Origin of the sequence: Nonomuraea sp. NPDC003804 (assembly GCF_040610675.1) — a bacterium.
Taxonomy (GTDB): Bacteria; Actinomycetota; Actinomycetes; order Streptosporangiales; family Streptosporangiaceae; genus Nonomuraea.
Genome location: NZ_JBEXMT010000030.1, coordinates 117,433 through 130,038, shown reverse-complemented (window position 1 = coordinate 130,038; position 12,606 = coordinate 117,433). Strand labels below are relative to the sequence as shown.

The following is a 12,606-nucleotide window of genomic DNA, read 5'->3' as shown; positions in this document are numbered from 1 at the left end:
GTGCAGCCCCCGGGCGAAGCGGTGCGCGGCCGCCATCGGCCCGCCGGTGTGCGAGCTCGACGGCCCGATACCGATCTTGAAGAGGTCGAAGACGCTGATCGCCATTGATGCATCCCAACTCTCGGGGGGTGAATGCCGGGGCCCGGACGGACCCCGGCGGGTGTGTCAGTTGTCGCCTGACGTGAGCGCGGTGTACTCCTCCGCGCTCAGCAGGTCCTCGGGGTCGCCGGACACGCGCACCCTGAACATCCAGCCCTCGCCGTACGGCTCGCTGTTGACCAGGTCGGGCTTGTCCACGACGGCCTGGTTGACCTCGACGACCTCGCCGGAGACAGGGGCGTAGATCTCGCTCACGGACTTGGTCGACTCGACCTCGCCGATCGAGTCACCGGCGTCGAACGTCGCACCGACCTCGGGCAGCTGCACATAGACCACGTCGCCCAGCGCCTCGGCGGCATAGGCCGTGATGCCCACCGTCAGGGTCAGGCCGTCGTCGAGTCCGGCGACCCACTCGTGCTCCTTGGTGTAGCTCAGATCGTCGGGAATGCTGCTCACTTGTTCCTCCTGTAGAAAGGCAGCTCAACCAGGTCCACGCCCTCTTGGCTGCCCCGGATGTCAACGGCCAGACCTTCTTCTATCCCAGTGTCCACGTACGCCATCGCGATGGGCTTGCCGAGGGTCTGCGACGGCGCGCCGCTGGTCACCTCGCCCACGACGGCCCCGTCACTGGTGACAGGGAACCCATGGCGAGGGACCCTGCGACCCGTCGCGACCAGGCCGACGAGGCGGCGGCGCGGCGGGACGTCCTTGACCTGCTCGAGCGCGGCCCTGCCGACGAAGTCGCCGGGCTTGTCGAACTTCACCACGCGGCCGAGGCCGGCGTCGAAGGGCGTGAGCGAGACGCCGAGCTCGTTGCCGTACAGCGGCATGCCGGCCTCGAGGCGGAGCGTGTCACGGCTGGACAGGCCGGCGGGCATGATCTCGTACGGCTCGCCGGCCTTGGCCAGCGCGTGCCACAGCGCGACGGCGTCGGCGTTGGCGACGAAGAGTTCGAAGCCGTCCTCGCCGGTGTAGCCGGTGCGGGCGATGAGCGCCTCGGCGCCGGCGACCGTGCCGGGCAGGCCGGCGTAGTACTTCAGGCCCGCGAGGTCGGCGTCGGTGAGCGTGGCGAGGATCTCCTGGGCGCGCGGGCCCTGGATCGCGATGAGCGCGTACTGGTCGGAGCGGTCGTCGACGACCGCGTCGAAGCCCTCGGCGCGCTCGGTGAGCCGCTCGGCGACCATGGGGTAGTTGGAGGCGTTGGCGACGACCATGTACTCGTCGTCGGCCAGGCGGTAGACGATGAGGTCGTCGAGGACCCCGCCCTGCTCGTTGACGATCATCGTGTAGCGGGCGCGGCCGGGCGCGAGCACGGACAGGTGGCCGACCAGCGCGTAGTCGAGCGCCTCGCCGGCCTGCGGGCCGGTCACGAAGATCTCCCCCATGTGGGACAGGTCGAACAGCCCGGCCCGCTCGCGTACGGCCTTGTGCTCGGCGGACTCGCTCCCGTAGCGCAGCGGCATCAACCAGCCGGCGAAGTCGGTCAGCGTCGCGCCGAGACTCTCGTGTACGTCTCGTAGCGGTGTCGGTCGGGACATTGTTCGCACCTCAGGATGGGTTGGATGCCAGGATCCTCCCCCTCTGTCATCGGTGCCTGAGAGCTTCACCCGGTTTTGCCGGACTTTCACCTTCGGCGAGGCCCCGCAGGCCTGCTTTCCAGAGGTCACCTTGCCCGCGCGGTCCTTTGCCTTGAGAGGTTCGCGGGGAGTGCTTGCTCCTTCAGGGGTCCTGGCCGGGTGCCAGGACGCTCTCCCGCGTGGGTTCATCGGTGTCCGTAGGCAAGACTAGTACGGATCCGGCCATCAAGGGAAAGGTGCGGGCGGGGGGACTCGAACCCCCACAGTGTCACCACCAACAGGACCTAAACCTGCCGCGTATGCCGATTTCGCCACGCCCGCGCAACCGCCATCAGCTTAGCGCCCGGGCCGGGGCCGAGATACTCGTTTGCGATCAAGCCCGCGGACTTGATCGCAAACCTCAGGCCAGGCCGAGCTTCTTCTTCAGACCGGCCACGTGGCCCGTCGCCTTCACGTTGTAGAGCGCCTGCTCGATCTTCCCGTCGGGGCCGATGACGAAGGTCGAGCGGATCACGCCGACGACCTCCTTGCCGTACAGCTTCTTGGCGCCGTACGCGCCGTAGGCCTTGTGGATCTCCAGGTCGACGTCGGACAGCAGCGGGAAGGTCAGCGCGTCGCGCTCGACGAACTTCACCAGCTTGTCGGTCTTGTCCTTGGAGACGCCGAGAACGACGAAACCCTCGTCGGTCAGCTGACCGAGGTTGTCGCGGAAGTCGCACGCCTGCTTGGTGCATCCGGGCGTCATGGCGGCGGGGTAGAAGTACAGGATGACGCGCTTGCCGCGGTAGGCGTCGAGAGAGACGGCGCCGCCGTCGGCCGCGGGGAGCGTGAAGTCCGGAGCGGCGTCTCCTGGCTGGAGCTTGGTTTCGGTCACGGGCTCAACCTAACCCCAATCGGAGGGACACGTTTCGCCCGCCGTGCGGTACGGCGGCGCGACCTGACAGACTGATCACCCTGAGAAAGGAGAGCCATGGCCGAGACCGACCCTGAAGAGCTGGAGCGCAGGATCACCCGGACGCGCGCCGAGCTCGCGCGGACCGTTGACGCCATCGCCGACCGGGTGAGCCCCAAGCGGGTGGCCCAGCGCAGCATGGACGAGGTCAAGTCGAGGGCCGAGCACTTCGTGGCGTCGGTCGGCGATCTCGTGGGGGTGACGCCGCGGCCGGTGCGCTACGACGACGACGCCGGGGACCTGTGGGAGGACGAGCGGCCTGTCGGCTCGGCGCTGATCGCCGTGGGCGCGGTGCTGGTCGTGGGCGCGGCGATCGTCCTGTGGCGCCGGCGCCGCAGGCGCTGACGGGCAGGCGTCACCGGCCCGCCGGGCGCCCCGCGAGGGGCCGGAGGACGGGCGCCACGCACCCTCGCGGGCGCCGAGCCGGAGGGTGGCGGGTCAGAGGAAGGTCCTGCCTTCACCCCGGTAGGTCGGGACCTCCTCGACGACCTTGTCACCCTCGACCAGCAGCAGGCTCGCGAACCGCTCGCACAGCTCGCCCGACTTGGCGTGGCGGAACCACACCCTGTCGCCGACGCGCAGGTCCTCGGCGGGCTGGCCGAGCAGCGGGGTCTGCACCTCGCCCGCGCCCTCGTCGGAGGAGTAGCGCAGCCCCGGCGGCAGGTACGGCTGGGGCAGCCGCGACGGCCCCGGCGCCCCTGAGGCCAGGTAGCCGCCGCCGAGCACGGTCACCACGCCGAGCCCTGGACGCCGGACGACCGGAAGGGCGAACAGCGCGGCGGGACGGCCGCTGAAGCCCCGGTAGAAGTCGAAGAGCCTGGGGTGGAAGAAGCCCGAGCCGGCCGCGCACTCGGTGACGGCCTTCTCCCTGACCGTGCGGTCGACGCTGCCGGTGCCGCCGCCGTTGACGAACTCGAGGTCGGCGACCTGCCTGACGGCGTTGACGATGCGGCCGCGCCGTACGATCAGCTCGCGGGCCGAGCGGGCCTGCATCAGCCTGATGGCGCGGGCGAAGGCCGCGTTGCCGGGCGGGTCGTCGCCGACGCCCGCGATCTGCGCCTCGTAGGCCATGAGGCCGACCAGGCGGAAGGCCGGCCGCTTGGCGATCTCGGCGGCCAGGTCGGCGGCGTGGGCGGGTTCGCGGACCGGGGAGCGCAGGGCGCCGGCGCGGAAACGCCCGCCGAGGGCGACGTATCCGGCGTCGATGTCGAGGCAGAGCCGCAGGACCGGGCCGCCTGCCGGCACCGCCGACTCGATGAAGTCGAGGTGCTCGGCGGAATCGACCATGAGCGTGATCTCCCGCACGGCCCGCTCGGTGGCGGCCAGCGCCGCCAGCGCCGTCCTGTCGGCGGTGGGATAGGCGACCAGCACGTCGCTGAACCCCTGCTCGACCAGCCACAGCGCCTCGGGCAGGGTGAAGGCCATGACGCCGCTGAAGCCGTCCATGGCGAGGATGCGTTCGAGGACGGGGCGCGAGCGGACCGACTTGCTCGCCACCCTGATCGGCTTGCCGCCGGCTCTGCGGACCAGGCCCGCCGCGTTGGCCCGCAACGCCTCCAGATCGAGGATGGCGAAGGGCGGCTCGAACGCGGCGGTGGCCCTGTCGTAGCGCTGGCGGTCGTCCATAGAAGCAGGGTAATACCGATGTTCGCCGGCAAAGATCCGGCAAACCGGCGGCGGGGAAGGGCTTTGTGGCGCGGCGGCCCCCTGTACCTCTGTCGGTGTGATGACAACACTCCAGGACCGCCTGCCTGGTGGAGCCGCTCCGAGCGAGCACGAGACGCCCCGCCGCAGGGCGTCCAGGGTGCTCAGACCGGCACGAACCCCCGCCGGTGTGGCGGTGGCCTTCACGACGTCGGCCGGGCTGACGCTGCTCGCCGCCGAGGTCCTCGCCGGGCTGTTGGGCGGCGGGCTCGGCCTGCTGCCTGTCGACCAGGTGCTCGCCCTGGCCGCCCGCACCGCGTGGTCGGACCCGGAGCTGATGCTGGGCGCGGTCGGCGTGGCCGGCACCGGCCTGGTGCTGCTGGGGCTCGCCCTGGTGCCGGGCCGGTCCAGGCTGGTGCCGCTGGAGACCGCCGACCCGCGGATCGTCATGGGCGTCACCAGGTCGGGCCTGCGCAGGACGCTCAGGGCCGTCGCCGAGGACGTCGACGGGGTGCGCAGCGTGCGGGTACGGCTGCGCCGCCGGCAGATCGAGGTCACGGTCGTCTCCGACGCCGAGCGCACGGGCGAGATGCTGCGCAGGACCGGGGCCGCCGTCGGCGAGCGGCTGAACGGGCTCGGCGCGATGTGCGCGGGCGAGGTCGTGGTGCGGCTGCGCCGGAAGGGGCTGTGATGCGGCAGTACGGCGGCAACAGGATCGGGCTCGGTGTCGTCGGTGGTGTCCTGCTCGGCCTGGGCGGCTACGCCTACCTGCGGGGGGGTGGCGAGCTGGGGACCCGCAGGAACGCCAGGGTCCTGGAGGACGACGTCGCCGGCTACGTCGCCGCGCATCCGTGGGTCTCGTGGCTGCTCGCGCTCGTGCTGGTCTTCGCCGCCCTGCTGGCCTTGCGGTGGCTGCTCATCGCGCTCGGCTGGGGCAGGCTCGGCAACCGCTCGGGCACGGGGACGGCGCTGCTGTGCGTGGGCCTGAAGGACGTGGACGGCATCAGCCGTACGGCGGTGCGGGTCGTGGGCCAGGACCGGCTGCGGATCGCGGTGACCTGCCCCGCCCTCGCCGACGTGGGCGCCGTGGTGACCAAGCTGAACCGCGAGGTCGTCGGCAGGGTGCGCCGCGACGTGGGTGTCGACGACATGGGCGCGATCGTCCGCGTCCACGTCCGCCGCTGACCCGATTGGGTCTTACTGGAAAGCTTCTTTACTTTTAAGCTCGCGGTGTGGACCTTGAGGTTCGTCACCTGAGGGTGCTGTGCGCCATCGCGGACACGGGAAGCATCTCGAAGGCCGCCGCGACCATGGGCATGTCGCAACCCGGCATCGCCGCGCAGCTGCGCAGGATCGAGCGGATGGTGGGCGGGCCGCTGTTCGACCGCTCGCACGACGGCGTCCGGCCGACCCCGCGGGGCGAGTGGTTGCTGACGCGGTCACGGTCCCTGCTCCCGGCCTTCGACGAGCTCCAGCGTGACGCCGCCCGCTACGCCTCGCCGCCGGGCGGCCCGCTGCGCATCAGGGTGGGGTGCGCCCCGACCCGGCTGGCCATCTACCTGGCGCGCAGCCTGGACGGGCTGCTTCCGGGGGCGGAGATCAGCCTGCGCACCGAGGCCACCCTGGACCCGTTGCCGGGGCTGCTCGAGAGCGAGCGGATCGAGCTGGCCACGCTCGACGACTACCCGGGACACGAGCTCGTCCCGCCGCGGGGCACCCGCTACGCGGTGATCGCCACCGAGCCGCTGTTCGTCGGCCTGTCCTCCCGGCATCCTCTCGCGGGCGCGGAGGAGGTGGAGCTGGGCGACCTCGCGCAGGAGGACTGGGCGCAGCCGTCGCTGCTGGAGTCGGGGCCGCGCGAGCACATGGCGGCGACCTGCGCCGAGCACGGCTTCACGCAGCGAGCCACCTTCGCGGTGAACCTGGAGGTGGCGCTCGACCTGATCGGGGAGGGCAGGTGCGTCGGGCTGTTCCAGGCCACCGCGCCCGCCAGGGACGGCATCGTGATCAGGCCGCTGCGCGGTGCCCCGCTGCGCTTCCGCCACCTGCTGGGGTGGCACGAGAAGGGCCCGCTGGCGGCGCTGGCCGGCGATCTGGTGCAGACGGTGACCAAGACGTACTGGAGCGAGGCCCGGCGGGCGCCCGTGTATCAGGCCTGGTTGAAGCGCCACGGCCGCATATAACGTCAAATTATAGGAAAATGTTGGCTTACTAAGCCTTTTACTCTCGCGGTCAACTTGGGACGACTCCTCGCCCGACACCCCTAAGGAGCACGAGAGTGAAACCCACCCTCCGGCTGGGTGCTGCCGCCATGCTCGCGCTGGCACTGGTCGTGACCACGACCGCGGCGGCGGACCCGCCCACCCCCGCCGAACGCCGCACCGCCGCGTCGGCCGCCCAGAGCGCCCTCCTGGCCCACTCCGAGGCCCTGTTCGCCACCGCCGACGACGAGTTCGCGCTCGTCTCCTCGGTCGGCGGCGTGCGCGGACAGCAGTACCTGACCTACGCCCGCACGCACGCGGGCCTGCCCGTCTACGGCGGCGACGTCGTCATCGTCACCGACGAGTCGGGCCAGGTCGTCCACCAGGTGACCACAGGCCAGCGCGCCGAAGCGGCCGCTCCCGCCACCCCCACCGTGACCGCCGAGCAGGCCGCGCTCGCCGCCCGCAAGCGGGTGCCCACGGTCTCCGGCGTCGGCACCCCCACCCTCGCGATCCACGCCGCCGGCGAGCGGCCCCGGCTGGCCTGGGAGGTGGTCGTCGAGGGGAGGACCGCCAAGGCGCCCAGCAAGCTGCACGTCTACGTCGACGCGTCGACCGGCCAGATCGTCGACGAGTGGGACGAGGTGCGCGCGGGCACCGGCAACAGCTACTACAACGGCAACCCCGTCCAGATCGCCACCTCGCCGTCGTACTCGATGGTCGACCCGACCCGGCGCGGCCTCCAGTGCGGCGGCCAGAACGGCCAGGCCTACACCGGCACCGACGACACCTGGGGCAACGGCACCGGCACCAACCTGGAGACCGCGTGCGTCGACACGCTGTTCGCGGTCCAGAAGGAATGGGACATGCTGCGCGACTGGCTCAGCCGCGACGGCATCGACGGCCGCGGCGGCGGCTTCCCCGCGCGAGTCGGCCTGGCCGAGGTGAACGCCTACTGGACGGGCTCCTACACCAGCTTCGGCCGCAACTCCGCGGGCACGCAGCAGCTCACCGCGATGGACGTGGTCGGCCACGAGTACGGCCACGGCATCTTCCACACCACGCCCGGCGGTCCCGGCAGCGGCAACGAGACCGGCGGCCTGAACGAGTCGACCGGCGACATCTTCGGCGCGCTGACCGAGCACTACGTCAACGAGCCCGCCACCCTCGACCCGCCCGACTACCTGGTGGGCGAGGAGGTCAACCTGAGCGGCTCGGGGCCGATCCGCAACATGTACAACCCGTCGGCGCTCGGCGATCCCAACTGCTTCCGGCTGCCCGCCCCCGAAGTGCACGCGGGCGCGGGGCCGCAGAACCACTGGTTCTACCTGGTGGCGGAGGGCACCAACCCGCAGGGCAAGCCGGCCAGCTCGCGGTGCGACAACGGCCCGGCGATCACCGGTATCGGCATCCGCAAGGCCGGTGAGATCTTCATGAGCGCGCTGAACACCAAGACGCTCCCGTGGACCCACGCCAAGGCCCGCGTCGCCACGCTCAACGCGGCCAAGACCCTGTACCCGGGCAGCTGTGTGGAGTTCAACGTCGTCAAGGAGGCCTGGTCCGGCGTCAGCGTGCCGGCGCAGGCGGGCGAGCCGGCCTGCCAGCAGGGCAGCGACTTCACCGTGGCGCTCGACCCCGCCTCGCGCACGGTGGAGCCGGGTCAGCAGGCGACCACGACCGTGCGGACGACCGCGATCGGCGCCGCCCAGTCGATCACCCTGGGCACCGGCACGCTGCCGTCCGGCGTGACGGCGGCCTTCTCCCCCGCCACCATCACGGCGGGGCAGACCTCCACGCTGACCCTGTCCACCTCCTCGGGCACCCCGGTCGGCGCCCACTCCGTCACCGTCATGGCCGACGGCACGGACGTCGACAGGCAGGCGGCCTTCACGCTGACCGTCGGCTCACCGCCCGGCCCCGGCACGCCCGACATCCCGGTGGCCAACCTCACCGCGCACCTGAGCCAGCTGCAGAGCATCGGCCCGCGCCCCTCGCCGAGCACCGGCTACACCTCGGCGCTCACCTACATCAGGGGCAAGCTCGACGCGGCCGGATACGCCACCCAGGTGCAGAACTTCACCTACGGCGGCAGGACCCACCAGAACCTGATCGCCGACTGGCCCGGCGGCCCGGCCGGCCAGGTGGTCATGATGGGCAGCCACCTCGACAGCGTCTCCGCGGGGCCCGGCGTCAACGACAACGGCACCGGCTCCTCCTCGCTGCTGGAGCTGGCCCTCACGCTGGCCGGCCGTAACCCCACCCTGACCAAGCACGTGCGTTTCGCCTGGTGGGGCGCCGAGGAGCTGGGGCTGCGCGGCTCGCAGTACTACGTGCAGACCAGCGGCGTGTCCGGCATCGAGGCCTACCTGAACTTCGACATGACCGGCTCGCCCAATCCGGGCTATTTCGTCTACGACGACGACGCGCAGTTGCAGCGCCTGTTCAACGACTACTACGCGGGCATCGGCGTGCAGACCGAGATCGAGACCGCGGGCGACGGGCGCAGCGACCACGCCCCGTTCAAGGACGCGGGCGTCAGGGTCGGCGGGGTCTTCACCGGCGCCGAGGCGGTCAAGACGACGGCCCAGGCGGCCAAGTGGGGCGGCACCGCCGGGCAGGCGTTCGACCGCTGCTACCACTCCGCGTGCGACACCTACCCGGCCAACGTCAGCACCACGGCGCTCGACCGCAACGCCGACGCCGCGGCCTACGTGCTGTGGAAGCTGGCCGTCGGCGGCGGCGCGGCCGACGACTACACGGTGACGCTGAACCCGTCGTCGGCCACCGTGCAGCCGGGGCAGACGGCCACGGCCACGCTGTCCACCCAGGTCACCTCGGGCAATCCGCAGAGCGTCACGCTGTCGGCGGCCGACGTGCCCAGCGGGGTCACCGTCACCGTCGACCCGCGGACGATCACTTCGGGCCAGACGGCGACGGTGACGATCGCCACGGCCTCGGGTACGGCGCCGGGGACGTACCCGATCACCATCAACGCCGACGGCACCGCCGCCGACCACTCGGCCCGCTTCACGCTGACGGTCGGCGGCGGCGGGGAGACCACGTGGGCGGCGTGGACGCCGTACGCGGTGGGGGACGTGGTCAGCTACCACGGCGTCCGGTACCGCTGCCGGATCGCCCACACCTCGCTGCCGGGCTGGGAGCCGCCCAACGTGCCGGCTCTCTGGCAGCCCGTCTGATCCGTTCCTCTCCGTAAGGCGAGCGCGTCCGTACGGCAAGCGGGTTGGCGGCGACCGGGGTAGCCGGTGGCTGTACGGCAAGCGGGCGGGCGGCCACCGGGGTAGCCGGTGACCGCCCGCCCATCCCGCGCACTCCGCAGAAGAACCGGCATAATCCCCCATATGCCACGAAGGCCCCTCCTGGCGCTCCTGTACCTGGCCCCCGCCTTCGTCCTGGCCGCCACGGTCGTCGTCACCAGGACCGTCACCACTCGGCTGGTCGGCCTACGGGCTGCGCTGGTCGATCTTCGACTCCGTCGAGGTGGTCGCGGTGAAGGGGCCGGGCCCGGGCTTGACTGGGGGCACAACCCTCGGGGCGTGCGGGTAGCCGGTCAGCCGGTAGGCGTCGGCTTGACCGTGGGCACACCGCTCGGTGGCGGCACCACGGTGACGGAGGTGGTCGGCATGGGCGACGGCAGCGGCGGGCGGGCGTACGGGTAGGTGCAGGTCCGGCCGCGCGGGGTGGACCAGCACTCGGCGGGCGGCTCCAACCGGTACCCTTCGGGGCCGCCGAAGCGGTGCCCGCCATGGTCTTCCCAGCGGGCCGTCCGGGGACGGTCGCCGTGGTCGGCGACGCGGAACAGGATCGCCACGGCGGCGCCGCCGAGAACGCCGCCGGCCAACAGGCCGATGAGCCCGGCGCCGATGATCTGGGCGTGCTTCTGCCGGACGAACCCGGCGAAGGTCTCCTGCGGCGGAGGCGGCGGGGACGGCGGAGGCGGTGATGGCGGCGGAGGCGGAGGCGGTGGTCCTGCCTGCGACGCGCCGGAGGCGGGTGGTGGGGCGCTCTCGGGGTCCGGGCCGCGCGGTGCTTCCTCTTCACCGCGCGGCCCTGCGGCGCGATCATGATCCGCCATCACGATCTCCCTTTACTCGCCCAGAGGGCGCTCCCACCGATGACAATGCCGGATGCCCCATAAATACCGCGTAAATCCGGCATACGACCAGGGTCGTACATCAGCCTCCGACTCCAGGCGGAAGGGCGGCCCCGTGGCGATACGTACAGTGATGGAGTGTTCGGCAAGATTCGAGCCTGGTCGCAGCATCGCCGCATGCTCACGGACGTCCTGTGGGTCACCCCCCTCATCGCGCTGTGCGCCGCCCTGGCGGTCTCCTACACCCAGCCCACGGTCCGTCCACCGATCGACCTGGTGGGTTACCTGGTCCTGACGGCGACGCTCGTGGTGCCGCTGTTCTGGCGCAACAGCCATCCCCGCACCGTGTTCGCCCTCGTCTCTCTGATCAGCTTCGCGCAGTGGCTGACCGAGGTCCCCGCCTTCCCCGCCAACAGCGCGGTGCTGGTCGCGATGTACGCCATGGCCAGCCACTGCACGTTCAAGTGGGCGCTGGCGGCGGGCCTGGTCTCCGAGCTCGGCATCTTCCTGGCCCTGTCCCAGTGGGACACCGTCAGCCTCGGCATGTTCCTGAGCTGCTCGTTCTTCGTGGTCATGATCTGGCTGACCGGCATCTACGCCAACACGCGCCGCCGCTACCTGGAGGGTCTGGAGGAGCGGGCCGAGCGGGCCGAACGCGAACGCGACCAGCAGGCCAGGATGGCGGCGGCGGCCGAGCGGGCCAGGATCGCCAGGGAGCTGCACGACGTGGTCGCGCACAACGTCAGCGTGATCATCGTGCAGGCCGACGGGGCGAGCTACGCCATCGACACCGATCCCGAGCTGGCCAGGCAGGCCGTCCACGCGATCTCGAAGACCGGTCGCGAGGCGCTGGCGGAGATGCGGCGCCTGGTGGGCGTGCTGCGCGAGAACGCCGCCGACCCGGCGGGCGAGGCCGCCGACTACACCCCGCAGCCCGGTCTGGCCCAGCTGGAGGAGCTGGTGCGCGGCTCCAGCCTGCCGGTGGACCTGCGCGTGAGCGGCACCCCGCAGGACCTGCCGGAGGGCGAGCAGCTGGCGATCTACCGGCTGGTCCAGGAGGCGCTGACCAACACCCTCAAGCACGGCGGGCCCGGCGCGAGGGCCACGGTGGAGATGGAGTACGGCAGGGGCGAACTCGTGGTCCGTATCACCGACAACGGCAGGGGCGCCGCCGCTCCACGCGGCGTGGGCGGCCACGGCCTGCTCGGCATGCGGGAGCGGGTCTCCATGTACGGCGGAGCCGTCCAGGCCGCCCCCCGCCCGGGCGGCGGCTTCGAGGTGCTGGCCAGGCTGCCGGTGGCCGCATGATCCGGGTCATGCTGGTCGACGACCAGGAGCTGCTGCGCGCCGGTTTCCGGATGGTGCTCGGCGCCCAGCCCGACATCGAGGTGGTGGCCGAGGCCGGCGACGGCGTCTCGGCGCTGGAGCTGCTGAAGGAGGTCGAGGTCGACGTCGTCCTCATGGACGTGCGCATGCCGAGGATGGACGGCGTCGAGGCGACCAGGCTGATCGACGGCCCGAAGGTGCTCATCCTGACCACGTTCGACCTGGACGAGTACGCCTACTCGGCGATCAAGGCGGGCGCCTCCGGCTTCCTGCTGAAGGACGTGCCGCCGTCCGATCTGGTCAGCGCGATCCGCTCGGTGCACAACGGCGACGCGGTGATGGCGCCCAGCGCCACCCGCCGGCTGCTCGACAGGTTCGCCGGGCAGCTGACCGCCGAGCGGCTGCCCGACGGCAGCCTGCTGACGGCCAGGGAGCACGAGGTCATGATGCTGGTGGCGCGCGGCCTGTCCAACACCGAGATCGCCGAGCGGCTGGCGCTGGCGGAGGCGACGGTGAAGACGCACCTGGGCAGGGTGCTGGCCAAGCTGGGGGTGCGCGACCGGGCGCAGGTCGTGGTCTACGCCTACGAGGCGGGGCTGATCGTGCCGTCCGACCGGTCGCCGGAGCGGAGCCCCGACCGGCTCGCACCGCGCATCCCGGATCGGCCGAAAGGCTGATACGGGTCATCTCAGGTGT

General features: G+C 71.6%; 13 protein-coding genes, 1 tRNA gene and 1 riboswitch. Of the genes, 7 read left to right on the top strand and 7 right to left on the bottom strand.

Features of this window, described 5'->3' with window-relative positions; translation table 11 throughout:
• The 5 genes from ABZX22_RS34285 to bcp form a co-directional block, all read right to left on the bottom strand.
• Positions 1-105: serine dehydratase beta chain (locus ABZX22_RS34285; protein ID WP_354917479.1), on the bottom strand; the 105-nt coding region annotated here is incomplete at its 3' end.
• 60 nt (positions 106-165) lie between these two features.
• The gene (gene gcvH, locus ABZX22_RS34280) at positions 166-555 is read right to left on the bottom strand and encodes a glycine cleavage system protein GcvH (protein ID WP_354917470.1); all 390 of its coding nucleotides are present in this window, start codon (positions 553-555) and stop codon (positions 166-168) included.
• Entirely contained in the window at positions 552-1,637 is a 1,086-nt protein-coding gene (gcvT, locus tag ABZX22_RS34275) for a glycine cleavage system aminomethyltransferase GcvT (RefSeq protein WP_354917467.1), read from the bottom strand. The genes gcvH and gcvT overlap by 4 nt, the downstream gene beginning before the upstream one ends.
• A 129-nt stretch (positions 1,638-1,766) precedes the next feature.
• Positions 1,767-1,864, bottom strand: a riboswitch (glycine riboswitch).
• 49 nt (positions 1,865-1,913) lie between these two features.
• A tRNA-Leu gene (locus ABZX22_RS34270) sits at positions 1,914-1,997 on the bottom strand.
• Positions 1,998-2,076: 79 nt separating this feature from the next.
• Entirely contained in the window at positions 2,077-2,550 is a 474-nt protein-coding gene (bcp, locus tag ABZX22_RS34265; protein WP_354917464.1) for a thioredoxin-dependent thiol peroxidase, read from the bottom strand.
• A 96-nt stretch (positions 2,551-2,646) separates the two neighbouring features.
• Here bcp and ABZX22_RS34260 point away from each other — a divergent pair, with 96 nt between their 5' ends.
• The gene (locus tag ABZX22_RS34260) at positions 2,647-2,973 is read left to right on the top strand and encodes a DUF3618 domain-containing protein (RefSeq protein WP_354917461.1); all 327 of its coding nucleotides are present in this window, start codon (positions 2,647-2,649) and stop codon (positions 2,971-2,973) included.
• A 93-nt stretch (positions 2,974-3,066) separates the two neighbouring features.
• On the opposite strand, the gene ABZX22_RS34255 is transcribed toward ABZX22_RS34260, so the two are convergent.
• Positions 3,067-4,254, bottom strand: a complete 1,188-nt coding sequence (locus ABZX22_RS34255) for an amino acid deaminase/aldolase (protein WP_354917458.1) — start codon at positions 4,252-4,254, stop codon at positions 3,067-3,069.
• A 100-nt stretch (positions 4,255-4,354) separates the two neighbouring features.
• Here ABZX22_RS34255 and ABZX22_RS34250 point away from each other — a divergent pair, with 100 nt between their 5' ends.
• From ABZX22_RS34250 to ABZX22_RS34235, 4 genes are all read left to right on the top strand, one after another.
• The gene (locus ABZX22_RS34250) at positions 4,355-4,963 is read left to right on the top strand and encodes a DUF6286 domain-containing protein (protein ID WP_354917455.1); all 609 of its coding nucleotides are present in this window, start codon (positions 4,355-4,357) and stop codon (positions 4,961-4,963) included.
• The gene (locus ABZX22_RS34245) at positions 4,963-5,457 is read left to right on the top strand and encodes a hypothetical protein (RefSeq protein ID WP_354917452.1); all 495 of its coding nucleotides are present in this window, start codon (positions 4,963-4,965) and stop codon (positions 5,455-5,457) included. The genes ABZX22_RS34250 and ABZX22_RS34245 overlap by 1 nt, the downstream gene beginning before the upstream one ends.
• Before the next feature lie 47 nt (positions 5,458-5,504).
• Positions 5,505-6,455: a LysR family transcriptional regulator gene (locus tag ABZX22_RS34240; protein WP_354917449.1), complete on the top strand. Its 951-nt coding sequence runs from the start codon at positions 5,505-5,507 to the stop codon at positions 6,453-6,455.
• 95 nt (positions 6,456-6,550) lie between these two features.
• The gene (locus tag ABZX22_RS34235) at positions 6,551-9,670 is read left to right on the top strand and encodes a M28 family peptidase (RefSeq protein ID WP_354917446.1); all 3,120 of its coding nucleotides are present in this window, start codon (positions 6,551-6,553) and stop codon (positions 9,668-9,670) included.
• 371 nt (positions 9,671-10,041) lie between these two features.
• On the opposite strand, the gene ABZX22_RS34230 is transcribed toward ABZX22_RS34235, so the two are convergent.
• Entirely contained in the window at positions 10,042-10,566 is a 525-nt protein-coding gene (locus tag ABZX22_RS34230; RefSeq protein WP_354917443.1) for a hypothetical protein, read from the bottom strand.
• A 195-nt stretch (positions 10,567-10,761) separates the two neighbouring features.
• On the opposite strand from ABZX22_RS34230, the gene ABZX22_RS34225 reads away from it, so the two are divergent.
• A complete protein-coding gene (locus ABZX22_RS34225; protein WP_354917440.1) occupies positions 10,762-11,892 on the top strand; it encodes a histidine kinase in 1,131 nt (376 codons plus the stop codon).
• Positions 11,889-12,587, top strand: a complete 699-nt coding sequence (locus ABZX22_RS34220; RefSeq protein WP_354917437.1) for a response regulator transcription factor — start codon at positions 11,889-11,891, stop codon at positions 12,585-12,587. The genes ABZX22_RS34225 and ABZX22_RS34220 overlap by 4 nt, the downstream gene beginning before the upstream one ends.
• Positions 12,588-12,606: the final 19 nt, after the last annotated feature.